The sequence below is a fragment of the Mesorhizobium sp. XAP4 genome (assembly GCF_029269325.1).
Lineage (GTDB): Bacteria > Pseudomonadota > Alphaproteobacteria > Rhizobiales > Rhizobiaceae > Mesorhizobium > Mesorhizobium ciceri.
Map to the genome: position 1 here is coordinate 460,501 of NZ_JARIXW010000003.1, position 26,991 is coordinate 487,491.

The 26,991-nt window shown below is 60.3% G+C and carries 26 protein-coding genes and 1 tRNA gene; 10 read left to right on the forward strand and 17 right to left on the reverse strand.

Going from position 1 to position 26,991, the window contains the following annotated elements; genetic code table 11:
* The 3 genes from P3C39_RS15675 to P3C39_RS15685 form a co-directional block, all read right to left on the reverse strand.
* A complete protein-coding gene (locus tag P3C39_RS15675) occupies window positions 1–882 on the reverse strand; it encodes a hypothetical protein (protein ID WP_275953724.1) in 882 nt (293 codons plus the stop codon).
* Between the two features lie 75 nt (window positions 883–957).
* Window positions 958–2,160 carry an alpha-2,8-polysialyltransferase family protein gene (locus P3C39_RS15680; protein ID WP_244506925.1) on the reverse strand — a complete coding sequence of 401 codons (1,203 nt, stop codon included), beginning with the start codon at window positions 2,158–2,160 and terminating at the stop codon, window positions 958–960.
* A gap of 761 nt (window positions 2,161–2,921) precedes the next feature.
* The gene (locus P3C39_RS15685; RefSeq protein WP_224674080.1) at window positions 2,922–4,559 is read right to left on the reverse strand and encodes an ABC transporter substrate-binding protein; all 1,638 of its coding nucleotides are present in this window, start codon (window positions 4,557–4,559) and stop codon (window positions 2,922–2,924) included.
* A gap of 128 nt (window positions 4,560–4,687) precedes the next feature.
* Here P3C39_RS15685 and P3C39_RS15690 point away from each other — a divergent pair, with 128 nt between their 5' ends.
* The gene (locus tag P3C39_RS15690) at window positions 4,688–5,587 is read left to right on the forward strand and encodes a LysR family transcriptional regulator (RefSeq protein ID WP_275953723.1); all 900 of its coding nucleotides are present in this window, start codon (window positions 4,688–4,690) and stop codon (window positions 5,585–5,587) included.
* 86 nt (window positions 5,588–5,673) lie between these two features.
* On the opposite strand, the gene P3C39_RS15695 is transcribed toward P3C39_RS15690, so the two are convergent.
* The 4 genes from P3C39_RS15695 to P3C39_RS15710 all read right to left on the reverse strand — a co-directional run bounded on the left by P3C39_RS15695 (window position 5,674) and on the right by P3C39_RS15710 (window position 9,573).
* The gene (locus P3C39_RS15695) at window positions 5,674–6,546 is read right to left on the reverse strand and encodes a phytanoyl-CoA dioxygenase family protein (protein WP_024503632.1); all 873 of its coding nucleotides are present in this window, start codon (window positions 6,544–6,546) and stop codon (window positions 5,674–5,676) included.
* A 168-nt stretch (window positions 6,547–6,714) separates the two neighbouring features.
* Entirely contained in the window at window positions 6,715–8,805 is a 2,091-nt protein-coding gene (locus P3C39_RS15700) for an O-antigen ligase family protein (RefSeq protein ID WP_275953722.1), read from the reverse strand.
* 221 nt (window positions 8,806–9,026) lie between these two features.
* Window positions 9,027–9,101 (reverse strand) — tRNA-Gln (locus P3C39_RS15705).
* 127 nt (window positions 9,102–9,228) lie between these two features.
* A complete protein-coding gene (locus tag P3C39_RS15710; protein ID WP_275953721.1) occupies window positions 9,229–9,573 on the reverse strand; it encodes a VOC family protein in 345 nt (114 codons plus the stop codon).
* A 222-nt stretch (window positions 9,574–9,795) separates the two neighbouring features.
* On the opposite strand from P3C39_RS15710, the gene ppdK reads away from it, so the two are divergent.
* From ppdK to P3C39_RS15725, 3 genes are all read left to right on the forward strand, one after another.
* Window positions 9,796–12,474 carry a pyruvate, phosphate dikinase gene (gene ppdK / locus P3C39_RS15715; protein ID WP_275953719.1) on the forward strand — a complete coding sequence of 893 codons (2,679 nt, stop codon included), beginning with the start codon at window positions 9,796–9,798 and terminating at the stop codon, window positions 12,472–12,474.
* A gap of 118 nt (window positions 12,475–12,592) precedes the next feature.
* Window positions 12,593–13,696 (forward strand): glycosyltransferase family 9 protein, encoded by a 1,104-nt coding sequence (locus tag P3C39_RS15720; protein WP_275953718.1) that lies wholly within the window; start codon window positions 12,593–12,595, stop codon window positions 13,694–13,696.
* 167 nt (window positions 13,697–13,863) lie between these two features.
* Window positions 13,864–14,604: a polysaccharide deacetylase family protein gene (locus P3C39_RS15725; protein ID WP_013532742.1), complete on the forward strand. Its 741-nt coding sequence runs from the start codon at window positions 13,864–13,866 to the stop codon at window positions 14,602–14,604.
* A gap of 39 nt (window positions 14,605–14,643) precedes the next feature.
* Here P3C39_RS15725 and P3C39_RS15730 read toward each other — a convergent pair whose 3' ends face one another.
* Complete coding sequence (locus tag P3C39_RS15730) at window positions 14,644–15,033, reverse strand: DUF427 domain-containing protein (RefSeq protein ID WP_275953717.1); 390 nt, start codon at window positions 15,031–15,033, stop codon at window positions 14,644–14,646.
* Between the two features lie 147 nt (window positions 15,034–15,180).
* Window positions 15,181–15,537 (reverse strand): hypothetical protein, encoded by a 357-nt coding sequence (locus tag P3C39_RS15735; RefSeq protein WP_013532740.1) that lies wholly within the window; start codon window positions 15,535–15,537, stop codon window positions 15,181–15,183.
* Between the two features lie 182 nt (window positions 15,538–15,719).
* Between P3C39_RS15735 and P3C39_RS15740 the strand changes: the two genes are divergently transcribed.
* Both P3C39_RS15740 and P3C39_RS15745 read left to right on the forward strand, forming a co-directional pair.
* Complete coding sequence (locus tag P3C39_RS15740) at window positions 15,720–17,348, forward strand: fatty-acid--CoA ligase (protein WP_275953715.1); 1,629 nt, start codon at window positions 15,720–15,722, stop codon at window positions 17,346–17,348.
* 80 nt (window positions 17,349–17,428) lie between these two features.
* Window positions 17,429–18,214 carry a DUF1499 domain-containing protein gene (locus tag P3C39_RS15745; protein ID WP_275953714.1) on the forward strand — a complete coding sequence of 262 codons (786 nt, stop codon included), beginning with the start codon at window positions 17,429–17,431 and terminating at the stop codon, window positions 18,212–18,214.
* A 31-nt stretch (window positions 18,215–18,245) separates the two neighbouring features.
* Here the strand turns inward: P3C39_RS15745 and P3C39_RS15750 are convergent, their stop codons facing one another.
* Window positions 18,246–19,154, reverse strand: coding sequence for an MBL fold metallo-hydrolase (locus tag P3C39_RS15750; protein ID WP_275953713.1), 909 nt, complete (start codon window positions 19,152–19,154; stop codon window positions 18,246–18,248).
* A gap of 117 nt (window positions 19,155–19,271) precedes the next feature.
* Here P3C39_RS15750 and P3C39_RS15755 point away from each other — a divergent pair, with 117 nt between their 5' ends.
* The gene (locus P3C39_RS15755; RefSeq protein ID WP_027164125.1) at window positions 19,272–19,862 is read left to right on the forward strand and encodes a biotin transporter BioY; all 591 of its coding nucleotides are present in this window, start codon (window positions 19,272–19,274) and stop codon (window positions 19,860–19,862) included.
* 92 nt (window positions 19,863–19,954) lie between these two features.
* Here the strand turns inward: P3C39_RS15755 and P3C39_RS15760 are convergent, their stop codons facing one another.
* Window positions 19,955–20,251, reverse strand: a complete 297-nt coding sequence (locus tag P3C39_RS15760; protein ID WP_275953712.1) for a hypothetical protein — start codon at window positions 20,249–20,251, stop codon at window positions 19,955–19,957.
* A gap of 766 nt (window positions 20,252–21,017) precedes the next feature.
* Here P3C39_RS15760 and P3C39_RS15765 point away from each other — a divergent pair.
* Window positions 21,018–21,170, forward strand: coding sequence for a hypothetical protein (locus P3C39_RS15765; RefSeq protein ID WP_198327529.1), 153 nt, complete (start codon window positions 21,018–21,020; stop codon window positions 21,168–21,170).
* Window positions 21,170–22,195: an NAD-dependent epimerase gene (locus tag P3C39_RS15770; protein WP_064995160.1), complete on the forward strand. Its 1,026-nt coding sequence runs from the start codon at window positions 21,170–21,172 to the stop codon at window positions 22,193–22,195. Before P3C39_RS15765 ends, P3C39_RS15770 begins: the two co-directional genes overlap by 1 nt.
* Before the next feature lie 22 nt (window positions 22,196–22,217).
* Here the strand turns inward: P3C39_RS15770 and P3C39_RS15775 are convergent, their stop codons facing one another.
* From P3C39_RS15775 to P3C39_RS15800, 6 genes are all read right to left on the reverse strand, one after another.
* Window positions 22,218–22,511, reverse strand: coding sequence for a hypothetical protein (locus tag P3C39_RS15775; protein WP_013532734.1), 294 nt, complete (start codon window positions 22,509–22,511; stop codon window positions 22,218–22,220).
* Window positions 22,512–22,517: 6 nt separating this feature from the next.
* Window positions 22,518–22,727: a hypothetical protein gene (locus tag P3C39_RS15780; RefSeq protein WP_013532733.1), complete on the reverse strand. Its 210-nt coding sequence runs from the start codon at window positions 22,725–22,727 to the stop codon at window positions 22,518–22,520.
* Between the two features lie 11 nt (window positions 22,728–22,738).
* On the reverse strand, window positions 22,739–22,918 hold the full coding sequence (locus P3C39_RS15785) for a hypothetical protein (protein WP_013532732.1): 180 nt from the start codon (window positions 22,916–22,918) through the stop codon (window positions 22,739–22,741).
* A gap of 558 nt (window positions 22,919–23,476) precedes the next feature.
* Entirely contained in the window at window positions 23,477–24,187 is a 711-nt protein-coding gene (locus P3C39_RS15790) for an SOS response-associated peptidase (protein ID WP_013532730.1), read from the reverse strand.
* A gap of 191 nt (window positions 24,188–24,378) precedes the next feature.
* The gene (locus P3C39_RS15795; RefSeq protein WP_244514276.1) at window positions 24,379–25,158 is read right to left on the reverse strand and encodes a thermonuclease family protein; all 780 of its coding nucleotides are present in this window, start codon (window positions 25,156–25,158) and stop codon (window positions 24,379–24,381) included.
* Between the two features lie 49 nt (window positions 25,159–25,207).
* Window positions 25,208–25,633: a calcium-binding protein gene (locus P3C39_RS15800; protein WP_224674090.1), complete on the reverse strand. Its 426-nt coding sequence runs from the start codon at window positions 25,631–25,633 to the stop codon at window positions 25,208–25,210.
* Window positions 25,634–25,710: 77 nt separating this feature from the next.
* Here P3C39_RS15800 and P3C39_RS15805 point away from each other — a divergent pair, with 77 nt between their 5' ends.
* A complete protein-coding gene (locus tag P3C39_RS15805) occupies window positions 25,711–26,940 on the forward strand; it encodes an O-antigen ligase family protein (protein WP_275953710.1) in 1,230 nt (409 codons plus the stop codon).
* The last annotated feature ends 51 nt before the right edge of the window (window positions 26,941–26,991 follow it).

Consider the following 26,991-nt stretch of genomic DNA (forward strand, 5'->3'; position numbering starts at 1 on the left):
CTAAAGCCGCAATTTTTGCTTGAGCTTTTTCAGCCAGGTCTGTTCCGCCTCATCCTGATTTTGATGCGCCGGGACGTAGCGCGGCCGTATCTTTTTTCCTTTGATGTAGAATGGCTTTTCGACTTCTCCAACCAGATTGACGAAAAGCCGGGATTTGTTGGTGGGTTGGCGGACTGTGACGCCGTGGACCGATTCAATCGAATTGATGAACAATACAAGAATGTTCTTGTCGTATTGAACTGTTTCGACGCATTCCAAATGGGTGTCGTCGACATAGGCATCATTGAAGAGTGTCGCTTTGGCTTTCAGCGTGGCGTATTTGGACTGGAAACGACTAATTGTCAGGTCCCCGCCAACGGCATCATAATCTTCCGGCCTCATATAAAACAGGCCAGAAAATAGCTTGTCGCCATTGTCGATGTGGCTTGTCCGCACCGATCCGGCATTGGTCACCGGCGTGTTCCCGCTGAGCATCGCATCCATCAGTATGTCGCGCGTTGCATAGGTGTCACTAAACCTGGTGCCCGCTTTCATATTCTTGAGGCGTTCATAATTGGGGTAATAATCAGGGTAAAGCTTGTGAATATCGTCGTAGAACAGGTCGGCGACCTCGCCGAAAAATGCTTGCGATACATGGTAGGCGATAAAATCGCGCCATATTTGCGGCACGGCTTCGTTCGACCGAACGCGGTGGGCCTCATAATCCCACCTGGTGTTGTTGCGGCGTGTATCGATTTCGAGCGTTTCCGGAGCGGGAAACGTGCCGGCCAATTCCTGGTAGAGATCGAGGGGAAGGGCGTCAGGCAGGATGATGTGTGGAAACGGCTCCGATCGAACGTCGGCCTTGGTGGCTCGTTGAAGGACTGAAAGCGGCTTTGACATCGATGATGTCCCAGATCGAGTTTGTCCGAATTTGGACAGCGAGGATCGTGTTCAACCTGTTCGGGTTACCGCCTTTCAACGGATCCCTTTCTGCGTCTCGTTCAAAGATTGGAGCGTTGAAAAGGGCTCCGCATGGGCTTTTACCATTTCGCTCATTAGAATATCCGCGCCAGTCATGAGGGGGACCAGGGATTCCGCAAATGTGTATGTTTTGATGCCGTAAAGCCACTTCAGGTAAAGAAGGGCAGCTGACGTGCCGGAGACGCAGCCAACGATGTTCATCCGGGATACGACAAGCTCTATCGGATATATGTGTGGCAGGTTAGCTTCCATGATCCTGGTGTTGGCGTCGGCCGTCACATTGCCAACTGTATCCAGCAATTCGGGGAAGAAGGGCTTGCTTATTCTGGGATGTTCCTTCCAGACGACGTCGTATCCCCTCTCGACGATCTGCTCCGCAATTCGTCTATAGATCGCCGCCTCTTGCGCGTACGACATTATGCGGTTTCGCGACAATGCCTGGCCGAGCAGCAGGATCCGTGGGTTGGCTGACGCACGGCAATGTTCATCGCCGCCGGAAAGCGCATCCCTGCAGGCTTCATCTATTACGTCGCGCATCAGCGAAGCGCCGACCTGAAATCTTGGTACGTTCTCCAGTGCATCGTGAATGGGGATTTCGTGAAGCAAAGAATAAAACTTCGTCACCCGTCTCAGATGGTGTCTTTCTATCCTGTCGGCCGCTTTCCTCAATCGGAACGCCGGTGAAATTGTAGAGAGTCCTGCAATCAAGACCGCGGTGATGCGTCGTCGAAACCTTGTGCCCGGCGGCCGTGACATGGTTGCCATCTCGAATGGAAGGTATGACGTCAAGCCATCCTCATACAAAACGATCTTGGCTTCAGGGTATGAATCCAGCAGTATTTTTTCCGACGGCCGGTTAACGAAGCAGGCCCAGATTTCAGCTACGGAACTCGCGTCGAGACCAATTGTGTCTCGGATCAGACGATGGATCCGGAAAATTTGCAGTTGCCCATATTTACGCTCGGACGTCAGAAGGTCGTACGCCCATATGATCCGTCTCCAGGTCCATACTTTAGACGCAAGTTCAGCAAGACCGGTCTTGAAATGCTCGGAAACGCCGGCCGTTTCATAAAGCAGGAGATAGTCCTCATGCTCCTGATCCGCCGGGGAGCTTCCATCCATTGTTGATTGGCGAAGTGAGGCAACCAGGCTGAGCAATTGCCAGCTGCCAAAGACGCAGCATATTCGAGCTGGCAATTTAAGATCTCCAGATCGGATGGAAATAACGCTGCATGTTCCGCGATCTCAACCGCAAAATTGCTTCATATCCGACAGGCCGTGTGGCTCGGGGCGTCCCACCCGCTTCGTAATACTGCCTATCGCGTCGGTAGGAAATATCTTTCAGATGGCGGGTCTAACGTCCAAGACAGGCTGGAGTTCCGCACAATAGGCAGGCGAATTCACTTCAACTGAGCGGCAGAGACCTGTCGAGATCCGGCAATAGAACCCGGTGCGGCAGACCGCTCATGCGGTCGTCTTGCTGCTTCGGGTCCCTCTCGGCACCAAGAGCACGAATTCTCCCGGTTTTCGGGAAGGTCGTTGCCCGGGAAAGCGGGTTTCGCTTCCCCCAGTCAAAAGTAAGCTCCAGCCATGAACCGGAGCTAGATGATGACAGAGGCAGAAACCAGAATGTTTCACACGCTTGATGTGCCAGCCGGTCCGGTGTGGCGGCCTGCAATCCCGGCCGACCTGACAAGGCAGGGCATGTGTGGGCGCGTCTGCGCATCATGCCCGATACAAAGCCCGCACTGCCCCTCGAACGCCCTTGAGGCCGACGCTTCGGCGCAACGTCCCCGGTGAGCAGGCTAGAGCAATTCTAGGAAAAGTGTGAAGCGGTTTTCCGGCCAAAATTGCCTCAAAACAAAGAGTTAGAGCAGCTCGCCGTTTCCGTGAAACGGTGAACTGCTCTAAGGGCGGCGCCAGAAAATGCGCCGCCCTGTCGGAGGGGTCGTCCGCGATCAGGCGGCGAGCCAGGCCCGTGTGAAATCCTGCTCATAGGCCTGATGCATCTGGTAGCCCATCAAGGCAGGTTTCATATGGCAGAACAGCTTTCGCCAGTAAGGCTGAACGATGATGCCGGAATCCTGCAGCATGACCTGCAGTTCCTTCATTACCACACGGCGCTGCTCCGGATCGGCGATGGAATTGGCCTTGTGGACCTTGGCATCGAAGTCTGGATCGGCGAACCCCGTCTCGTTCCATGCCGAACCGGTCTGATAGGCAAGTGCATAGGTCTGGATGCCGAGCGGTCGGGCGTTCCAATTGGTCGTCGCGAAGGGATACTTCGTCCAGTCGTTCCAGAACGCCGATTCCGGGATGACGGTGCGTTTCACCTTGAAGCCGGCGTCGCGCATCTGCTGGGCGACGGCATCGGAGCTTTCCTTGCGGTAGTCGGCTTCGACCGAGATCAGATCGAACTCGAAATCGAGCTGGCCGGCTTCCTCGAGCAATGCCCTGGCCCGGGCCGGATCACGTTTGATCGGCGGCAGGTCGGCGTGTTCGGGATGCATCGGTCCGACATGATCGTTCTGCGCGACGATGCCCATGCCGTCGGCGCCCAGTTGCAGCACCGCTTCGTTATCGACCGCAAGCTGTATGGCGTTGCGCACGCGCTTGTCGTCATAGGGTTTGGCATTGACGTTGCAGCGCGAGACCAGGGTGGCGGCAGTGACGATCTCGCTTTTCTTCAGGCCCAGCCTGTCGAGCATGGCGACGTCATAGGACTGCGTCTGGCCGTTCAGGTCGATCTCACCGGATTCGAAAGCGGAGACGGTGGCGGCCGAGTCGGTGCCGTAGTCGGTCCAGTCGATGCCGTCGAGGAACACTTCGCCGCCCCACCAGGACCCGTCCGGCCGCTTGCGCACCGAGGCAGCAACGCCGACATCGAGTTTTTTAAGCTCGAACGGACCCGTGGAAACGGGGTTGGCCGACAGTGGCGCTGCCTTCGGATTGAACGTGCGGTGGACGATCAATGCCGGGTAGTCGGTCATCGCAGGGATGATGGTGATGTCGGGCTGCGACAGTTTCAGGACCACGGTGTGGTCGTCGCGAACTTCGATGGCACCAGTGCGCGCCACCTTGGTGTCGGGATCGATCAGGGCGGTCATGCGCCCCGCCATCGAGTTGCCGGCGGCATCCTTCTCACACCAGCGCGTGATGTTGAAGGCGACATCCGTGGCGGTGAAATCGTCGCCGTTCGACCACTTCACCCCTGGGCGCACCTTGAGCACATATTCCGTGGCGTCCGCATTGATCTCCCAGCTCTGCAGCAGCACCGGCTCGAAGGTGAAATCCGGCTTCCAACGCACCAGCGGTTCGAGAAACTGCATCGCGATGTTGCCCATCTGCGAAACCTTGAACTTGCGCGGGTCTTCCAGCTCCATCACCTGCATGGCAACACGCAGCACGCCGCCCTTTCTGGGTTGGGCGGCTTCCTCGGCCCGCGCCGGGACCGGTTGACCGATGAGCCCATAGGCAATCGCCGTGCTGGCGCCGAAGGCGCTGGCCAACGCCAGGAACTCGCGGCGGCCAAGCGCGCCGCTCTTCGCGCCTTTCGCAAATGCGCCGATCGCCGGATGAAGAGGTCTGGATGTCATATCGGTTCTCCCATTGTTGATTTTACGCCCAAATTCGGTGGAATGCCCTTGCCGCGTCGTTGCTGGGCGCTGTTTTCTACAAGACGCAGCCGATGGCGGCGGGGCCGCGACGGCGAGGGGAAGGCAAGATGAATCTTCTGACGGCGATGCGGGTGTTCGATCGGGTCTGCCTGCTGGGCAGCCTGTCGGCGGCGGCGCGCGATCTCAACATGTCGACGACGGCCGTCAGCCGCACCATCAAGGAACTGGAAGACGACCTCGGCGTCCGGCTCATCAATCGCACCACAAGGCGCCTCAGCCTCACAGAGGCGGGCCGCGACTATGCTCCGCGTGCCCGCATCCTGCTCGACGACATTTCCGAACTGCAGGATTCGACGCGCGGCCTGCACAAGGAGACGCGCGGCCTGATCCGGGTTTCCTGCTCCAATGTTCTGGGCCACACGCGCATAACCAAGCTGGTGCCGAAATTCCTCGAAGAGAACCCGCTCACCACGATCGAGTTCGACCTCACCGCGCGTTATGTCGTCGGCATTGTCGAGGAAGGCTACGATGTCGCCATCCGCTTCGGCGGTCAGGCCGATTCCGCCTTGATTGCCCGCCGGCTTGGGGAAGTTCGCAACTATGTCTGCGCCACGCCCGATTATTGGGACACAAAGGGCCGCCCGGTCCACCCGGATGAGCTGGCAAGCCATTCCTGCGTGCTGAGCAATTTCGCCAAGCGGCTTGGCACATGGCCTTTCATCGGACCAGACGGCCCTTTCGATGCGGCTGTCGGCGGGCGCATCTCGACCAACAGCGTTGAGGCCGCCTACCAGATGACCACCGCCGGTTTCGGCATCGGCAATCTGCCCAGCCTGCTGGTCGACGCTGCGATCAGGGACGGCCGGCTGGAAGTGCAGCTGGATGAGTTTCGCCCCGGCTCCAGCCCGATCTACGCACTCTATCCGCACCGCACCTATATTGCGGCCAAGGTGCGCGCGTTCGTCGATTTCCTGATCCGCGAACTGTCGGCCGACTTCACCGCCTGAAATGCTGCCCGATTGCCGGCCAACGCCGTCCGGGGCCTGGCGCGAACGCCAGGCCCCTGCTGCCCCCGTCGCCCGACGCGGCAGCGTCATTTCCACCAGGCGGTGGTGTCGTACATCGGTCCCGGCTCCTCGAAGAGCTTTTCGTATTTGCACAGTGCCGGCGTCTTGCCGAGCGGCACCGAAACACCGTCCCTGAACGCCCATTCGCCACGTTGCGTCGTATCCGCCCGCACATAGCTGGACAGTGCAAAGGCGCGGTCGTGCTGTGACCTATTGGGCGAGGAGCCGTGCACGGTGAGCAGCCCCCATAAAGCAAGATCGCCCGGCTCCAGCACCAGCGGAACGATGGTCGCCGGGTCGATGCCGACCTTGCGCAACTCTTCTTCGGCGGTCAGACCCTTCATCAGCTCGCCGGTTCCCTCGTCCGACAGGCCGAGATAGCCGAGCTTGTGGCTGCCGGGCACGACCTGAAGGCAGCCATTGTCCAGCGTCGCCCGATCGACCGCGAGGCCTGTTGTCACGGTGGCGTCGGCGACATTGTCGAAGGCGGCCTGGTTACGAAAGCGCAGATCCTGGTGGAAGCGATAACCCGTGACATTGGCGCCAGGCGGCTTCCAGTGCAGCTGTTGGGCGATCTGTTTTATGTCGCGACCGATCAGACCCTCGAGCAGCTTCAGATAGTCGGGATTGCGGCGGAACTGCTCGAAATAGGAATTGATCCAGGAAAACCAGTAAGCCTGCAGCACATAGCGTTGGCCAAAGTCCGATTCAGGCAGGATCTGGAAATTCAGGTTGCCGTGCCGGAAGGTGGCGTGATGCTTGAGGCCTTCGGCATAGACCGCATCGGTTTCCTTCTTCAGCCGGATCATCTCGTCGCCGTCGACGAATTGTCGAACGACCGCATATCCTTCCTCGCGGTACTGCTCCACCGCTTCGCGTGCCTGCCTGTCCGTCAGCATATCCGTGACAACCCCCGTCTGTGATCTGTGTCGATCGTAACAAACGGGTTGCCGGCGATAAGCCGTGGATTTTGGCATCGACTTTCCCGATTATCGGGAAATTGAGCGGGGCCTCAAAGGTGCATTGGCCGCAACCGGCTGATCAGATACGTGCTGCGCCGGCAGGCCCTAAAAATAGGTTCGCGGCGCGACAAGGTTCTTCTGCTGGCGAACATAAAAACAATAGAAGCCGAACGCCGCGGCAAACCACATGAAGGCCTCACCCATGGCCAGCCGGTTGTTGGAATTGGTAAGGATGCTGAGGGCGAAGAAAACCAGTGTGGAGATGTAGCAGGACCATGCGGCCGGAGCGACAAGCTTGGCTCGCATGGCCAGCAGAACCTGCCTGGCCGACCAGGTGTAGAGAAAGGCAAAGAACGCCAGTCCGACCAGACCATAGCGCACGGCAATTTCCAGATAACCATTGTGGAAGACGTTTAAGATCATGGGATGATAGGTTCTGTTCTCCCACTCGGTCAGCCAGCTGGAACTGGCTCCGAAGATCGGGTGGCGTTTCCAGATATCGATCGCATCCGCCCACAGCATCAGCCTTTCCTTGGCTGCAAGCGGAACCGCATCGCTCGCGATGGCGCGGTCGAATGCGGGAAGGACGCCATGCCTGAACACATCCGGAACCAGGGTTTTGACGAAGGTCATGGTGTCGCCGGCGGTGGACGAGAAGACGTTGTGTGTTGCGACAATGCCGGCCGCCACGATCGCCAGCACGCCACCCGAAACCAACAGTTCGCGGCGATGGCCTCTCGCCAGGGTCATGACCGTCAACAGGAGCAGCGCAAGCGCAAGCGCAAGCCACACGCCCTTTGACCGCATCTCGATGATATTGACGACGGCAAGCAGCAGGACGGCTGTCGACAGCGCCCAATAAAGGTTCTTGGTTGCTTTCCCGAGGTCCGTTCTCTGGGCCGTGTAAGCCATGAATTGCAGCGTGCAGAGGAAGATGAAACCGGCCGCCACCGACGCGTGGATGGGATTGTTGAAAAGCCACGGGGCCGGTTGGATATCCTGAAACATGTTCGAACAGGCGGTGTCCGCCGCCAGGAAGACAAGACTGAGGATCATGAACCAGAGGACCAGCCGTGCGGGCTGCCTGACAAACAGCAGAAAGGCGAAGCCGGTCGTCGCATAGAACAGCGGAAACATGTAAATGCCTTCGGCGCCACCCAACTGGTGGGTGCCGAAATAGACGATCGCCAGTCGGATGAAGACATAGAGCGACCAGCCCAGACACAGGAAGCCGACCCAACCGATCAGTGGTTTGCTGTAGGTCCACAAATCCACCCTGAACCAGCGGATGACCGCGACCAGGGCCAGCGCCAGGCCCGCATAGCGGTAGGTGTCTGCCTCGCGCCACACCGCGGAAACCATGGCGAGAATGGCGAGTGCCGCAAGCAACAGAAGCAAGCTGTGGCGCGGCGCGTTGTCCTTGGCATAGTCCAGGGTATCTCGCGGCAAAGGGGGCCGCAGCAGGACGTGATGCAGGCGGCGCAGCTCGTCACTGGCCCGCAACACCCCGGCACGTAGCCGGCTCGGCCCGCCCAACCTTGCGGATTTGTAGCTTCCCGAGGGACCGGCTATGCCGGAGATCTCGCTGCTGGCGGCGAAGCCAAGCACGTTTTGGCGGGCCGAATAGACCTTCAGACCGGTATCCCAAAAGCGTTCGAGCGCGACGTCCCACGGCATTTTCATGACGGCGAGCGCCGACAACAGACCCTGCGCGCCCTCCCGCGTCACCAGATAGGCGGCGGCCGAGCCTTGCGGGCCATGCAGCGCACGACCGATCTCGTCGCCTTCCGCCGTCTCGACGGCGCGCATGAAAAAGCTGATGCGATGGTTGATCAGTTTGATGACGTCGAAATCCGGCACCGCCGCGATGATGGCCTCGATGCGCCGCATGGTGTCTTCGCTGAAGAGGACGTCGTCCTCGACGATCAGGCCATGGGCGCTGCCACCGGCCACGAACATTTCCAGCGCCTGGATATGGCTGCGGTAACAGGCATATTCGCCGGAAAGGATGTCGCGCCCGCTCAGCTTGCGTGCGGCTGGCAGATCGATCTCCGTCCAGGCCTCTTTGGCAAGCGCACGGCCGTCGACGGCGGCAATGCGCTGCAAGGTCAGGCCTGCCGCTTCGGCGCTGGCGAGCAATTCGCTCCAGCGCTGGGTCTCGCGATCGAGGTTGATGGCGAAGATAGGAAGGTTCATTGAAGTTCCATGTTGAGCCGCCACCCACCCGGCCGACCTATGTATGGAAAGAAGGAGATGTTCAAGGCGACACTGTCCAGATCATGTGCAAGACCTGAATTTGCCGCGATGGCTTTGGCTCATCTGAATTTATGACACAATCGAACTGTTAGCCGATCGGCTTCATGGAAGATCGCAAAGGTACTCTCGGTCCTAAGTGTCCGGAACGGACCTGAGCGGGATGGCTGGGGCGCCAGGATTCGAACCTGGGAATGTCGGTACCAAAAACCGATGCCTTACCACTTGGCGACGCCCCAATTGCCGTCAGAGTCGCTTGTGCGGCGCGTTATTAGCAGAGCAGCCAAAAAGCACAATGCCCCATGAATGGTGGTGAGAACGCCTGTTTGGGCAGCAAAAGCAACGCCGCCAGACGGCACCAGCTGGCTATTCGGACCACACCGCCATCTCGTTGCCGGCCGGATCGGCAAAGTGGAAACGGCGGCCGCCAGGGAACGCGAAGATCGGTTTGACGACCGTGCCGCCGGCGTTTTCGACAGCCTCGAGGGTCGCCTCCAGATCCCTGCTGTACAGCACCGGCAGCGGCTTCGATGGCGCTTCGGCGGCTTCGGCCTGAAAACCCCCGTCCAGCCCTTCGGCAAAGGCCGAATAGGTCGGCCCATAGTCAGTGAACGACCAGGCAAAGGCGGAACTGTAGAAGGCCTTCAGCCGGTCCAGCGTCCCGCCCGTCGCCGGCATTTCCAGATAGTCGAGTTTTCCGGACAGTTTCATAGCCACCCCTTTGTTCACTATATGTTCTACTCCAGAATCCCCGGAATAGCAAGTCTTTTTGCCGCATCCTGAGGCACGGCTTTGCTTAATCGATTGTAGTGGCCGGACGGCTTTACCGACGCCTTGCCTTTCGCACTGCAGCATCATATCGCTCCAAGGACGGACCGGCGGAACTTTCCGTTTCGCCAATCTTTCCAATCTCCTGCAACCGGAGAGCGATGCATGACCAAATGGGTTTTCACCTTTGGCGATGGTGCGGCGGAGGGCCGTGCCAGCGACAAGAATCTCCTGGGCGGCAAAGGCGCCAACCTGGCCGAGATGTGCAGCCTGGGGCTGCCGGTGCCGCCGGGCTTCACCATCACCACGGAGGTCTGCAACGCCTACTACGCCAACGGCCGTATTTATCCGGCCGGGTTGGAAGCCGATGTCGCGGTCGCGCTCGATCACATCGGCCGACTGACCGGTCGTCGGTTCGGCGACCCGTCGAAACTGCTGCTGGTGTCGGTGCGTTCCGGCGCTCGCGCCTCGATGCCCGGCATGATGGACACCGTCCTCAATCTCGGCCTGAACGACGAGACGGTCGAGGCGCTGGCCGCCGATTCCGGCGATGCGCGCTTTGCCTATGACAGCTACCGCCGCTTCATCCAGATGTATTCCGATGTCGTCATGGGTCTCGACCACGAAGTGTTCGAGGAAATCCTGGAGGACCAGAAGGGCGGGCTCGGGCACGAACTCGACACCGAATTGACGGCGCTCGAATGGCAGGGCGTCATCGCGCTCTACAAGGCCAAAGTCGAGGAAGAGCTTGGCAGGCCGTTTCCGCAGGATCCGCATGAGCAGCTCTGGGGCGCGATATCAGCCGTGTTCTCGAGCTGGATGAACAACCGGGCCATCACCTATCGCCGCCTGCACGATATTCCCGAAAGCTGGGGCACGGCGGTCAACGTCCAGGCCATGGTGTTCGGCAATATGGGCGAAACCTCGGCCACCGGCGTTGCCTTCACGCGCAACCCGTCGACCGGCGAAAAGATGCTCTATGGCGAGTTCCTGGTGAACGCGCAGGGCGAGGACGTCGTTGCCGGCATCCGCACGCCGCAGAACATCACCGAAGCGGCGCGTATCGCAGCAGGCTCGGACAAGCCGTCGCTGCAGAAGCTGATGCCTGACGCGTTCCAGTCCTTCGTCACCATCTCCGATAGTCTGGAGAAACACTACCGCGACATGCAGGATCTCGAATTCACCATCGAGCGCGGCAAATTGTGGATGCTGCAGACCCGCTCCGGCAAACGCACCGCAAAGGCGGCGCTGAAAATTGCCGTCGAGATGGCGCGCGACAGGCTGATCACGAAAGAGGAAGCCGTTGCCCGTATCGACCCGGCCTCGCTCGACCAGTTGCTGCATCCCACCATCGACCCCAAGGCCGCGCGCGACGTCATCGGCATCGGACTGCCGGCCTCGCCCGGTGCCGCTACCGGCGAGATCGTCTTTTCCTCAGCTGACGCCGAGGACTTGAAGACACAAGGGCGCAAGGCGATCCTGGTGCGCATCGAAACCAGTCCCGAAGACATCCACGGCATGCATGCGGCGGAAGGCATCCTGACCACGCGCGGCGGCATGACCAGCCACGCCGCGGTGGTGGCGCGCGGCATGGGCAAGCCTTGCGTCTCGGGTGCCGGCTCGCTGCGCGTCGACTACAGGGCCGGCACGCTGCTCTCGATGGGGCAGACCTTCCGCAAAGGCGACATCATCACCATCGATGGCGGCAACGGCCAGGTGCTGAAGGGCGCGGTTGCCATGCTGCAGCCTGAACTGTCAGGCGATTTTGCCGCCATCATGGAATGGGCGGACGCGGCGCGGCGCATGAAGGTGCGCACCAATGCCGAAACACCGCTCGATGCGCGCATGGCGCGCTCCTTCGGCGCCGAAGGCATCGGGCTTTGCCGCACGGAGCACATGTTCTTCGACGGCGACCGCATCGTCGCCATGCGCGAGATGATCCTGGCCGACACCGAAAAGGACCGGCGCGCCGCACTCGCCAAGCTTCTGCCCATGCAGCGCTCGGACTTCCTCGAATTGTTCGAGATCATGGCCGGCCTGCCGGTGACGATCCGACTGCTCGATCCGCCGCTGCACGAATTCCTGCCCAAGACCGAGGCTGAAATCGCCGAGGTCGCCGCCGCCATGAACGTGTCGCCCGACAAGCTCAGGCAGCGCACCGAGGCGCTGCACGAGTTCAACCCGATGCTCGGCCATCGTGGCTGCCGCCTGGCCGTCTCCTACCCCGAGATCGCCGAGATGCAGGCACGGGCCATTTTCGAGGCGGCCGTGGAGGCCGGCAGGAAGGCCGGCGCCCTGGTGGTCCCCGAGATCATGGTGCCGCTCGTCGGCCTGGTGAAGGAGCTCGACTACGTCAAGGCGCGCATCGATGCGGTTGCCAAGAGCGTCATGGAGGAAACCGGCGTCAAGATCGACTATCTCACTGGCACGATGATCGAGCTTCCCCGCGCCGCCATCCGCGCGCATGTCATTGCAGAATCAGCCGAATTCTTCTCCTTCGGCACCAACGACCTGACTCAGACGACCTTCGGCATTTCGCGCGACGATGCGGCCTCGTTCCTGGAAACCTACCGCCAGAAGGGCATTATCGATCAGGACCCGTTCGTCTCGCTCGACATCGAGGGCGTCGGCGAACTGGTGCGCATGGCCGCGCAAAAGGGCAAGGCGACGCGGCCCGACATCAAGCTCGGCATCTGCGGCGAACATGGCGGCGATCCGGCCTCGATCCGCTTTTGCGAAGAGGTCGGCCTCGACTACGTGTCCTGTTCGCCCTATCGCGTGCCGATCGCCAGGCTGGCGGCAGCGCAGGCAGCGGTGCTGGTTGCGAAGGCAGGCCGAGGATAGGATCCATCCAGCTTACCGTTTTGTAAGACAATTCACGCGAACGTGCTGGCGGCGTCGCGTAATCTCGACATTGTTCCTGCCCAATTTGCGGCCATCCGCAAATTGCTCCCGGAAACAGATGCTGCAGATTTCTCCCGCGCCGCTCCGCTCGATCCTGGTCATTCAAACCAAGTTCATAGGAGATCTTGTCCTCGCCTCGGCGCTCGCCAAGAACCTGCGGCTCGAATTCCCCGGCGCCAGCATCGTCTTTCTGTGCGAGGCCCGCTTCGAGAGCTTCGTGATCGCCCATGGTATCGCTTCCGAGGTGGTCGCATTCAGGCGCGACCGCATGCGCGGCACCCCCTTGGAGCGAGGGAAGGAGCTCTATGCCATGGTGCGGGCGTTGCGCCGCTTCCGCTTCGACCTGACCATCGACCTGACCGATTCGAAGACGTCGCGCATCCTCACCGGGCTCGTCCACGCAAAGACCCGTGTCGGATACAATCCTTCCGAAAGACCCTTGCGTATGCTGGAGCGGCAGCCCGCCAACGTCCTTGCCAAGCCCTACGGCTTTGATGGCCAGCATTTCCTGTACCGCTACCTCTCGCCGCTCGAAGCGCTCGGCATTGAACTTCGCACGGTGATTCCGAACCTTCAGCCGCTGCCATTGGAGACGGCGAAAGCATTGGCGCTGCTGGATAAGCACCATCTGCGGCCAAATGCCTTCATCGCCGTGCATGCGGGTGCAAGCTTCGAGGGGCGACGTTGGCAGCCGGAGCGGTTTGCAGCAGCGATCGTCGAGATTGCCGGCGAGACCGGCCTGGACGTCGTGCTGGTGGGCGGCCCGGACGAGCGCGAGATCGCCGAACGCATCGTCGCCAGGACCGCGCCGCCGGTCGTCAATCTCGTCGGTGACCTGTCGCTTGGAAGCCTGCTGGCGGTGCTGAAACAGGCCCGGCTGTTTCTCGGCAATGAGAGCGGCCCGATGCACATGGCGGCAGCCACTGGGACCCCGGTTGTCGGGCTGTTCGGTCTGACGGAGCCGTCGCGCTGGGGTCCCGTCGGCGTGCCCAGCATCTCGCTCCAGCCGCCGATGCCTTGCGCCTGCATGGCCGAGGACCTTTGCCGCGCGCCGGATCCCAGGAAGGCATGCTGCGTCTGGGGCCTGGAAGTCAAGCCTGTGGTCGACGCGGTGCGCGAGGTTCTTTCGCGCACCGAAATGCAGCTGGAACGCGTCATCTGAGATCATGGGTCGCATGCACGACTCTCGACGCGGTAGAAGACACGTTCGCCGCAGGAACGGTCACATTGTCGCGTGGAGCGCTTTTCTGCTATGCATCATCCTGATTTCCGCCTTCATGCGGGTCTTTGGGATGCCTGCTTGAAATGACGGGTCAGGAAATCGGTTTGATGCGCCTGCTGCAAAAAAATCTCTGGATGATCGCCATGTCGTTGGCGATGGCATCCGCCGGCCATGCCGCGCCGCTCGTCGAGCCGACGCTGCACATCAGGCCGCAGGCGAGCGGCGCCGGCCGTGTGGCACTCACGCTCGATGCCTGCGGCGGACAGACCGACAGCCGGATCCTTTCGGCGCTGGTGGACAACAAGATCCCCGCCACCATTTTCGTGACCGGCATCTGGCTGAAGCGGAACGCCGCCGCCGTCGAGATCATGCGGGCGCATCCCGATCTGTTCGAACTGGAAAATCACGGCGGTCACCACATCCCGGCGGTCGACACGCCGCGGAAAATCTACGGCATCCGCAGCGCCGGCAGCCCGGATGCGGTGCTGGCCGAGGTCGAATCGGGGGCCGCCGCTCTTGCCGGGACCGGCGAGCCGGCGCCGAAATGGTTTCGTGGCGCAACCGCCGAATACAGCCCGTCGGCAATCGCCATGATCCGCAAGCTTGGCTTCAAGGTCGCGGGATTCTCGATAAACGGCGACGGCGGCTCCTTGCTCGGCGCCAAGGAAACCGCGCGGCGCATCGCGGCGGCCAAGGACGGCGACGTCATTATCTCGCACATCAACCAGCCGACCCATGCGGCAGGCGAAGGCGTGGTGCAGGGGCTGCTGGCGCTCAAGGCCAAGGGCTTGACCTTTGTGCGGCTCGACGATGCCGAGGGCATCGGCAATAACGGCACCACGGAGTGAGTGGCCAGCCGAGCGTATCCCGATGCCTTCGGCGTTGGCTCAGTCCGGTTTGGCTTCGATCGTGACCTTGCTGGCGTAGAATGCGCCGTGGTTGCCGATTTCAGCCATCTCGTCGAAAGGCCGTTCATAGGCCCACATGGCGTTCTGGCCGGTCTCGCCGGCAGGCAGCACGCTCCAATAGCTTGCATCGCCCTTGTAGGGGCAATGGGTCGAGTGGTCGGTGCGGCCAAGCTTGCCGAAATCGATGTCGGCGAACGGAATGTAGAAGACCGCCGGATAGGGAGCTTCGGTCAGCACCTTGGCCTTCGCTGTTGAAGCGATGACCACGTCTCCGGCGCGCACGGTAACGGTGCCGGCATAGGGCTCGATGGTGATGATTTTGTCCGGGTTGCGTTGGAAACCGGGTGCGGGGTTGGCGATCTGATCCATGCGGCGGCTCTCCTTGCGTCGACTTTGAGATGTGTCGCGCAAACGCATTGTTCAAGGCCTGCCGTCGCCATGCAACACGCAAACACCTCCCCAGGCCGGCACTGCCGGATCGCGCCTCCGAATATCCTCGATACTTGTCGTCAGCTGTCAGGCAGCGGCCTTGAACACGTCCATGAGACCGGCATAGGCGGCAGCGATACCGGCGACCGGGTTGCTGCTTCTCGATACGGTCTCGACCTTCAGGGAACCACCGCCGGTCGGCAAGGTGAGCAGCAGGAACTGGCGGTTTCCGCCATCGCCGACTGACGCGGCTGCGACGTGCTGGTCCTCGCCCTGGTTCTGGACGCACATCTTGAACAGCAACGTGCCGCCGACCGCTTCCAGCGCGCCGCCGACAACTTCAACAAATTCATCTTCGGAAACAGTCTTTGTGTCCGGCACCAGATCGGCCAGACTTTCGGCAAGCGTACTCTCGAGAGCCTTGTCGTCGAGCTGCGCGTCCATGCGAACCTCTTTCAGTCGCCAATCGCACCCCTTTGCCCGTTAACGAAGCTTAACGCCGACGATGGCCGGATTGTGGCGGTTGTTCCCAATGCAGTGCTCGGCCGTATTGGCGGCTGGACAATCCGTCGGTTCGCTCCACAATGGGACAAAAAGCACAACGCAAAAGCGTGAGGGAGGACCGAATGCTGGGACTGATGCAGGAATGGCCGCTGCTTTGCCATAAGCTCATCGACAATGCCGAGCGGCAGCATGGCGTGCGCGAGATCGTGTCACGCTCGATCGAAGGGCCGATCGTGCGCACCACCTACGCCGACATCCATCGTCGCGCTCTGAAGGTCGCCCAGCGGCTGGAACGCGACGGCTATGGGTTGGGCGACCGCATCGCGACGCTGGCCTGGAACACCGCCCGCCACATCGAGGCCTGGTACGGCATCATGGGCATCGGCGCCATCTACCACACGCTCAATCCGCGGCTGTTTCCCGAGCAGATCGTCTGGATCATGAACCATGCCGAGGACAAGGCAGTCTTCGTCGACCTGACTTTCGTGCCGCTGCTCGAGAAGATCGCCGGCGCCGTCAAGTCGCTGAAACAGGTGATCGTGCTGACCGACAAGGCACACATGCCGCAGACGACGTTGCCAAATGTGGTCGCCTATGAAGAGTGGCTTGAGGAGGCGGATGGCGACTTCGCCTGGAAGACCTTCGACGAAAGCACCGCCGCAGGCATGTGTTACACCTCCGGGACCACGGGCGATCCCAAGGGCGTCGTCTACAGCCACCGTTCGAACGTGCTGCACGCCATGATCGCTGCCATGCCCGACGCCATGGGGTTGTCGTCGCGCGACACGATCCTGCCTGTCGTGCCGATGTTTCACGCCAATGCCTGGGGCCTTGGCCAGAGCGGGCCGATGATCGGCGCCAAGCTGGTCATGCCCGGCTGCAAGATGGACGGCGCCTCGATCTATGAACTGCTCGATACCGAGAAGGTGACCTTCAGTGCGGCCGTGCCGACCGTCTGGATGATGCTGCTGCAGCATCTGGAGGAGACCGGCAAGAAGCTTCCCTATCTCAATAAGGTCGTCATCGGCGGCTCGTCCTGCCCGCGCGCGATCATGACGAAGTTTCAGCAGAACTACGATGTCCAGGTCATCCATGCCTGGGGCATGACCGAAATGTCGCCGCTCGGCACGCTGTGCACCCTGAAGCCGGACTATGCTGGTCTTGAGGGCGAAGCCCGGCTCGATGTCCAGCAGAAACAGGGCTATCCGCCGTTCGGCGTCGAAATGAAGGTGACCGACGACGACAACAATGCGCAACCCTGGGACGGCAAGACATTTGGCCGCCTGAAAGTGCGTGGGCCGGCCGTTGCCCGTGCCTATTATGGCGGCGCCGGCGTGGAGCAGTTCGACGAGGACGGCTGGTTCGACACCGGCGACGTCGCCCACATCGACGCTGGCGGCTATATGCAGATCACCGATCGTGCCAAGGACGTCATCAAGTCCGGCGGCGAATGGATTTCGACCATCGACCTCGAGAACCTGGCTGTCGGTCACCCCGATGTCGCCGAGGCGGCAGCCATCGGCGTCCACCATTCGAAATGGGGCGAACGGCCGCTGCTGGTCGTCGTCCGCAAACCGGGCAAGGAACCGAGCAAGGCTGATATTCTCGACTTCATGGACGGCAAGGTGGCCAAATGGTGGATGCCGGACGATGTCGCCTTCGTCGGTGAAATTCCGCACACCGCCACCGGCAAGATCCAGAAGATCACCTTGCGCCAGCAGTTCAAGAATTATCGCCTGCCGACGGATTGACGCGATGTCGCATGTTTCGGCTTCATGGCATCGCAAAAAGGTTCTAAGTCTCCGTTCGGGTTGGGGTGGTGCGGCAATCGATGGCAAGTATTCCTGAACGGCAAACGTCGAGGGCGGCCGGATGGTCGCGGCGCACGGCCGCTTTTTCGTTGGTGCTGCTGCTGACGGTCTTTGTCGGCCATCGCTTCGATCTCGTCGAAACACCTGTCTTTCTGTGGGTGCTCGGCATTGTCGCGCTGCTGGCGGCGATGGCGCTGTTGTTTGCCGGGTTTGCCTTTTCGCGGCTCTGGAATTTCGGCGACCGCGGCGGTCGCGACCTGACGGTCGGCGCGCTGCTGGCGCTGCTGGTGCTCGTACCCTACGGCGTCGCCGCCTACTGGGCGACGATCTATCCGCCGCTCAGGGATATCTCGACAGATTTCGACGAACCGCCGGCGCTGGACGTGAGCGACCGCACGAAGGATATGAACGTGCTTGCGCCGTCGACGCCTGGGGAACAGCGGCTGCAGACCGATAGCTATCCGCTGGTCAGCGCACGCAGCTACGACCTGCCGTTCGAGACTGTCGTCAATGCCGTCGAAACTGTACTCGATCGGCGTGACTGGGATCTATCGGAACCCTATCCTGATCTCGCCGGGCAAAGCGAGGTGACCATCACCGCCGTCGCCAAGGGCTTCGTGATCGGCCTTCCCGCCGATGTGGCGATCCGCGTGACGGACGATGGCGATACGGTCATCGTCGACATGCGGTCGGCGTCCCGCTACGGTCGCTACGACCTTGGCGACAATGCCGCGCGCATTGTCGATTTCCTTGCCGAGCTCGACCAGGAAGTCGCCGGTCAGGTTGGCGCCGCGCCGGCCGAGTGAGGCACGGGCACTTGGCAGTGGGCTGCATTGCCTATCCGGCCGGCGTGAAAATGCCGTCGATGGCCGGTGCGGCATCGGTCACAACCAGACCGCGCGCCGTCAGATCCTCGAGATGGGCAAGCACCGACAATCCGGCGGCGCCATGCAGCCGCGGATCGGTATCCCTGTAGATCGCCTTGACCATGTCCACGATCGTCCGGTCGCCGGCCCGGACCCGCTCCAGGATGGCGCGCTCGCGCATCTTGCGGTGCGTCTTCAGCCCGCGCATGAAAGCGCGCGGCGCCGTCACCGGCCCGCCATGTCCGGGCAGCAGCAAGCGGTCCTCGCGGTCGATCAGCCGGTCCAGCGAGGCCATGTAGTCGGCCATCGCCCCATCCGGCGGGGCGACGATGGAGGTTGCCCAGGCCATGACATGATCGGCCGAAAACAGGATGCCGGTTCCTTCCAGTGCGAACGCCGCATGATTGGCGGTATGGCCCGGGGTCAGAACCGTCCTCATCGACCAGCCGTCGCCATCGACCGCCTCGCCGTCGGAAAGGGCGATGTCGGGAACGAAAGCCATGTCTGCACTGGCGTCGAGCGCATTGGTCTCGCCGATGTGCAGGGCTCTTGCCGGCCGGTGCGGCCCCTCGGCCAGCACGATGGCGCCGGTGCGCTCTTTCAGCCGGGCCGCCAGCGGGGAGTGGTCGCGATGCGTATGGCTGACGAAGATATGGCTGACCGGCCGGCCTGCGATCACCTCGAGCAGGGTCCGCAGATGCGCCTCGTCATCCGGCCCCGGATCGATCACCGCCAGCGTATCGCGGCCAATTATGTAGCTGTTGGTGCCGTGAAAGGTGAAGGGGCTTGGATTGCGGGCCGTGATGCGCTGGACATCGGGGGCGACGCTCACCCCCTGGCCATAGAGGGGGTCGAAGCCGGTATCGAACTTCAGTGCCATGCATCGGTGCCTTGTTTCGGGAAACGGCAAAACCGATTGCCGCATAACACGCAAGCCAATATAGGAGGATGTGAGGCCGCGAACATCTGGTAGCGGCAATCGGATTGGGGAAATACCATGGCAATTGCAACTACGATGCGTCCGCTTGTTTCTCTGGCTCTGCCGCAAAGCGGCGCGGCGCGGCTGGCAACGCAGCTTTTCCTGGCCATCGCCGGAACGCTTGTGCTGACCTTGTCGGCCAAGACCAAGGTGATGCTCGGGCCGGTCGACATTTCGATGCAGACGCTGGCCGTGCTGCTGATTGCCGCCGCTTTCGGCATGCGTCTCGGCGTCGCCACCCTGCTGCTCTACATGGCCGAGGGCGCCATGGGCTTCCCCGTCTTCCAGAGCACGCCTGAAAAGGGTCTCGGCATTGCCTACATGCTCGGCTCGACCGGCGGCTATCTCGCCGGCTTCGTGGTCATGGCGGCCATTGTCGGCTGGGCGGCGGATCGCGGCTGGGACCGCCACCCGATCAAGCTTTTCAACGCCATGCTGGTTGGCGAAGTCGTCATGATGGCGATGGGCTTTGCCTGGCTGGCGCTGCTCATCGGTCCGGAAAAGTCGTGGCAGTTCGGCGTCGTGCCGTTCATCGTCGGCGACCTGATCAAGGTGGCTCTCGCGGCAAGCCTGGTGCCGGCCGTCTGGACGCTGCTCAAGCGCGGCTGAAGCCCGAGCAGACCAGCGGCTTGAGCAATCAAGCCTTGGCTGGCGTGGGGTGATTGGCGGATTTCAGCGTGGCGTCTGCCAAGTAATCACACTTAGGTTTCTGGAAACAGCTTCGGAAACAGTGAATCCAATGCGTCGGCCGGAAAGCGTAGCGACACCGGACCTTTGGGTGTTTCCGACGCCAACAGACCGAGCGCGATCACCTCATTCAACACGCGACGCGCCGTGCGTTCGGGCAGTCCGCTAATGCGAGACGCTTCGCCGCGTTCAAATTCGCCGCGCATTAGCGCTTCCTCCAGGAGGCGGGCGGCTTCGGGTTTGAGGCCACTGCGCTCGACGTAGCGACGCAGCCGCTTCGCGAGCGTGTCGAGATCGAACAAGCCGGTCATAAAGTTCACCTGATCGATGCACACCTGCATGAACCATAGCGTAAAGTCGCCGAGTGCGCGCCCGGAGAGGTTGCCACGTCCGTCGAGATCACCCTGGCGGGCATATCGGCATGATCCATCATGCGCTTGTAGTCCGTGCGGCTTTTCACGCCGCGCGCTAGACCGCGTGAGATCGACCACAGCCCGTGCGCGGCGATCCCAGCCTCAAGGGCCATGGCGTGGCTCATCAAACGGCTGACGCGGCCATTGCCGTCGGGGAACGGGTGAATGTAGTTGAAACGCTTTCTTCCATGTCTGGCCGATCTTGGCTTCTGCTAAATACGTAATTATAAAGATATATTTCGAATTTTTCAGGATATTTGGCCGATCTTCTGGCCGATGATCGATACCGTGCTGGCTTCCGCCGGCCATACGCATCTGACTAGGTTGCCGTCCCGACGACACCAACATACAGCTGCTTCGGAACGCAATATCTCCGCTCTCTAGATCGATCTGTCTCGGCTCCCAGGCGACTTGCCAAGGGGTTGATCGCCGAAGCGGTGCTGGAAATTACATCGCATTATTGGCCCTATCGTTCGGCGTTGGTGCGTTGCAGACGGTATCTTTTCAATCGCATCAAGCAATTCTGTTGATCAAAAGTTCCCGCACTGTTGATCCGAGAAATAGATGCTTGCTGGAGCAGCCGCGCTGTCGTAGCTCTTGGTCGTTGGCAGTCGGATTCTGGTGATGGGGGTGGCCTTTGAGGAAAATTGTCCGGACCTGAGGAATGAAGGACATTGACGTCGTTATCGTGGCCATCGGCCACAGGCAGTTCCGCGCGCTGGGCGTCGACGGCCTGCAGGCTCTTTGCAAGACCCCCGGCGTCATTTACGACATCAAGGGTCTGTTCCCCAGGCATGTCACGGATGGGCGCTTCTGATGAAGGTTCTGGTCACCGGCGCGGCCGGCTTCATAGGGTATCACGTAGCCAAGCGGCTGCTGGAGCGCGGTGACGAGGTCGTCGGCATCGACAACGTCAACGACTACTACGATCCGGAAATCAAGGAGGCGAGGCTGCGGCTTCTGGACGAGGCGAGCCGCAAGACCAATGCCGGCTATCATTTCATCCGCGGCAATCTCGCCGACAAGAGCGTGGTCGACGCCTGCTTTGCCGACCACGCATTCGACCGGGTGATCCATCTCGCCGCCCAGGCCGGGGTTCGCTACAGTCTGGAAAACCCGCATGCCTATGTCGAAAGCAACATCATCGCCTACACCAACATGCTGGAGGCCTGCCGCAACAGCGCCGTTGCGCACCTGACCTATGCCAGCACCTCGAGCGTCTACGGCGCCAACACCGATATGCCGTTTTCCGAGCACAGGCCGGCCGACCACCCGCTCCAGTTCTACGCCGCGACCAAGCGCGCCAACGAGCTGATGGCGCACAGCTACAGCCATCTGTTCGGGCTGCCGACGACCGGGCTTCGCTTCTTCACCGTCTATGGCCCCTGGGGGCGCCCGGACATGGCGCTGTTCCTGTTCACCAAAAACATCCTTGCTGGCGAGCCGATCAAGCTGTTCAACAACGGCAACCACACGCGCGACTTCACCTATGTCGACGACATCGCCGAAGGCGTGATCCGTGCCAGCGACAACCCGGCCACGGGCAATGCCGCCTGGGACTCCAGCCGTCCCGATCCGGCCACAAGCAGCGCCCCCTGGCGCATCTTCAACATAGGCAACAACAACCCGGTTAAGCTGACCGCCTATGTCGAGGCGCTGGAAAACGCGCTTGGCCGCAAAGCCATCGTCGAACTCTTGCCGCTGCAGCCCGGCGATGTGCCCGATACCTTCGCCGACACCTCGGCGCTGGAGCAGGCGGTCGGCTACCGCCCGACAACGACGGTGACCGAGGGCGTCGGGCGGTTCGTCGAGTGGTACAAGGCGTATTTTGCGCGGGCATAGCGGAAGACGCCGGGTTTCATGCTCAGATTTTAAATGGTGTCTCGTTGCCTTCGTCAAGCTCTAGCGGAACAGGCAGATAAGCATTGGCAATTAGCCAATCGCTGACGATCGTTTTGATCAAATCGGACTTGGAAACTTCCATCTCCGCTGCGATTCCAAAAAGTAATTCGTCTGTTCTCGTGCCCAGATCGACACCGGCGACGTTTCTAAGCATCAGGGCGGCCCTACGAAGTACAATTTGAAGGTCGGCGCGGGATATGTCCGCTATCTGGTCGGCGGCGCTCTCAAGCTCTCCTGCAAAGATCAGGCGGCTCATTGAAGGTCACTCCAGCACAGGCGGAGTAGGATCGTACCCGATTGAAACTATCCCCGGATGCCGATGGGCGATGGCGAGTATCTGGGTCTCAAGCTCACAGTTGTAGGCCATGAGCGCCTTCACGGTCTCAAGAGGGCTGTCGTAGCGGGCGATCAGCTTCACCGCTTCAGAGTGCAGTTCGGATTTGGCTTCGGTGTCGAAGTGCATTGTGCCCATGGTGCCTACTCCTAACGCGTCGCGCGGCGCTGCGGGGTGAGTGCGTCAAGTCGTTCCTGAAGGTGCCCGTTGAGCACGATCATTTCCTTGAGCGCTTTCATCACATCACCCTTGTGGACTGCAATGAAATCCTCGGCGTGGGCCTGGAGGGCAGCCTCCTGGCGGCTGTTCAGTGTCACAATTCGATCCATGGCATTACTCCATACGCTGCATGGGCGTAGTGAACAAAAAGGGAACATAAATGTCAAGAGTGAATTGACTCGGCGAGGAACTCATTCCTATTTTTGGCTATGCCGGAACAGAGCAGACGACCGCGCCGCCTTGTCCAGACCCTGTGCCGAGCGCATGAGGTTGGTCAGCTAATCCGTGTCCGGTGCATCAACTGCAACATTACACGCCACTATCTCCCCGGGGACCTCGCCAAATTGGTGGGGGACATTCCGTTTTGGGACGTTGACCGGCACATGCGCTGCGAGCGCTGCAAACGCCGCGAGCTTGATGTGGACATTCTGCTGCCAAGCGCATCGGAGGGCATGAAGATACGCGTGAGGCGACTTGTTGAAATCCGCATGGTACGACGCGTGATCTGGAGGGATGAATAACTGGCGCTAACAGCCCAACATTTCAATCACGTGCCGCCGATTTGCTTAGCGCCGCTTACGACGAAAAAACATCACGACCAAGATTGTAAGAAAGATGGCAATCGCAAGGCCCGGTGCAACGTCCGAGAGTATCCGAAGGCCAGCCATCTAGAACAACGAGCCTTGGCTTGGCGGTACTGGTGCCTGCTCGGGAAACTTGATCTGTGTGGCAGGCTTCTCGACAATCACAAGAGCATCATCCGGCGCCGTGCGTTGTAGCCGCTTCGCTTCCGACCATGGCGCTGTCAGCCAAGTCTCTGTTTCCTCTTGCGTCCTCAGGATCACCGGCATAGCTTTTTCATGGATCGGCTTGATGAGGGCATTGGGCGCGGTCGTCATGAAACCGTAAAGCTCGAAATCGCCGGGGCCGTCCTTTACCTTGCGGACCCCATGCCATGGCGTCCAGAGGCCAGCGAAGAAGAATAACGGGCGGTCCTCATTGAGCGCGAACCAATAGTTCCGCTGAATGCCTGTCTCGCGGTCTTTATCGCCAGGAGTTGGGCTGGGCTCTGCGAAGCTTGTTACCGGCACCACGCAACGGTTCTCGACGCCGACATACTGTTGCCAATGGCTGTACTGCGGGTTGCGAATGTTGGTAGTGCCGTAGTCAGCCTTGCCCTTGACGCGCTCGGCCGGCGTCGGCATTCCCCACAGGAGATTGGCTAGCTCACGGCCTTCAGGGGCGTTACGCACCACTGGGCCGGGCTGGTTGGGATAGATGTCAACGGACGGTTCAAGGTTGCCTAGGATGTCCCGCAAAGTCCGGGTCCACTGGCGGACCGCCTCTTGTGACGTGGTGATGTTGTAGAGATTGCACATGCGGTGAATGTGCCTAGCAGCGAACCGATCAGCAAGCCCTAACGGGATATCCTGTTGCGACTAGCCCCGGTAATAGATCACCGTAGGATCAAACCAGTGTACCCGCACCGACCAAAAGAGAGAAAGAGGGGCTCCAAACCGGAATTTCTCGACTGTTGGGCCACTGACCAGTCCTCCGTCGTTCTCGGTATTTAGCAAAGCGTTTCGCACGCGATCCCGTCACTATCGCGATCCAGCCTGCCGCCCCATGAGCAGTTGCTGAGATACCATTGGGCTTCAGCGCAAGAGCTTATCTGAGAGCATTTACGGCGAGGCTCGCACGAATAGCCTTGTGACTGAGCCTGACGGCCTATGATACCGAGAGGCTGATTGGCCGCGGGCTGCGTATCTTCGGCGTGCTCGGCGCGCCACGTCCATGGGTCTTCGAAGAAGCCTTTCCACAGGCCGAGCTTGGCAGCCTTGGCGACCGCTTGTTGGGATGCATAGCCGCCATGGCTGTATTTGGGCCAGTCGAGGGCCAGCCCATTCTTGACGAGCCAGGCCGCCACGTCGGCTCCGTCCGCCCGGTAGCAATTGCCAACGAAGCGTCCGTATTGATCCCAAGTGACAAACTCGCATCGTAAGGGCTTCGATTTAGCCATGAATTTTTCGAGGGAAGTTTTGGCCTGCCATCCACATGAATACCGAAAGTGCTTCGCATCCTCGCACTGTTGATCATACTCGGGTGCGTCGATGCCGTTGAACCGAACGCGCGTCCCATTGATCTCAATTGTATCGCCATCAACTGCCGATGCGCGGCCTTGAAGCACTTCCCCGTTGGTTTGCTGACTGGGTGCGGCCGGTTCCTCGACCTGCCGTGTAACGCTCTGGGTGAGATTGCTGGCCTCCGGTCTGATCTCAACGGTGGCCTTTGGATTTGGCGAGGTAATGCCCGGTCTCTGGTACGGAACGGGATAATAATACGCGGCCAACGCAATGACTGCGAGCCAGCCTAGCCCTCCTTTCCTTGTTCGAGACAACCTACTTTCCCTCGCACCCAATGCCGTCGCGATCACCATCGAGCCCGTTAGGATCAGAGCCTGTGATCTGCACCCCAGGGGCAACCACTGCATTGTTTCCGCTGCCGCCTGCACAGTCCAAATCAGCGCTACGGGCTCGGGTCGCACCTCGGTATCCGTTGAAGACTGCCACCGCGCGCGCTCCGTCGCCTTCAATACGCGTGTTTTGGCTATTCGGATTGAACGGATCGACAGTTTGCAAAAGCATATTTGAGCGGTTCGCATCGCCGGCAGCGAGCGTCACCGAGTCATAATTATTCAAATAGTCGGCAGTGCAGCCTGAGATGAACGCAACAACTGTTGCGGTCGAAAACCAACGCCAATTCATGAAGGTATCCCCCGACACCAAACCCATCATGCACCTTTTGAATTTTGTTGTCGAATCCACTCTCTAATCCGTTTGCCTTGTGACTGGGCGTTTCCCATACAAGGCGCCGGGAGTGCTTTATTGGGTAAGGTCGATTCTTGAGCTATTGGGTATTTTTGGGTATTTTTTTAGGTATGGCCATGAAGATCGGTTTCCTGCAAATCACCCCTGAAACCCTTGCTTTGGTCTCGGAGATCGACGAATTCAAAGGGGCCGTGTTCTGTTTTCAAATCGTGCCGCTGCCTGCCGCCCTGTTGAGCGGATTGCGGCCTGAGGTTCTACTTGCAAATCCGTGGCTGAGCGGTGAAACCGGGCTGCGTTTCGTCAGTGTCGGCGTGGGACGTACGATCGAGTGTCTGTTGTATTTCGTGGCGATGGCTGCATTCTTTCTGAGCGTCACCCGCTTGCGCCCAGATCAGGTCTACGGCCTTCTGCCCTTCTTTTTCATGGGTGTCATCTGTAACGGACTGGCTGCGGCGATCCAGTATTCGCTCTCCGATAGGGTTGCCATACAGGGTTTGTTGCCGTTCACGATCAATGCGGGACTGTTTGCCAACCAGAACCATTTTTCAGCTTTGCTCTTCGTCTCCATCCCCTTCGTTGTCTACTACGGCCTGTTTCGCGGGCACCTTCTGTCCGGGTCGCTCGGCTTGATAACGCTGCTGCTGTTGCTTCTGGCCGCCGGTTCGCGCGCCGGTATTCTGATAGGGCTGGCGATCACCATGGTATCAGTCGTCTTTCTGTCCGCGCGCTCGAGGCTGGGCGGGTATGGAATACCCGCTGTCTTCATCGGGCTCTCACTCTACACGATCGGGGCGTGGACGAAGATCGATGCGAAAGTGGTTGACCCGGCCTTTGGACGGGCCGAATTTGCCCGCACGACGATCGCGGGAATTGAAGAGAACTGGGCGACGGGCGTCGGCTTTGGGAGTTTTCCGAAGGTCTATCAGATTTACGAAAAGGGAGAGATGATCTTCAAGCCCTACGTCAATCACGCCCACAATGATTATCTGGAATTGGCACTTGAAGGTGGCGCTCCTGTTGTCTTTCTGGTCGCAGCTTACGCGATATTGCTTTTTGCGTTTTCCGTTACGGCACGGCGAGATCCGCTGCAGAAAATGGCGTTTCTCTCAGTATCGTTTCTGCTCGTTCATTCCCTGGTCGATTATCCCTTGCGAACGGCGGCACTGGCGATGACCTTCGCCTATATGAATGGCGTTATCTTTCACAAGGGACTTGCTGAGCGGCTGAGCCAGAGAGGCGAGTCGACCGCCGCCCATGATGACAATCTGCTTGTTCCCGTCAGGCCGGCTTTGGCAAGACGATAGCAATGCGTCGCCTGAATTGGCCATGGATTGGCGCCGGATCGTGACCCAGTC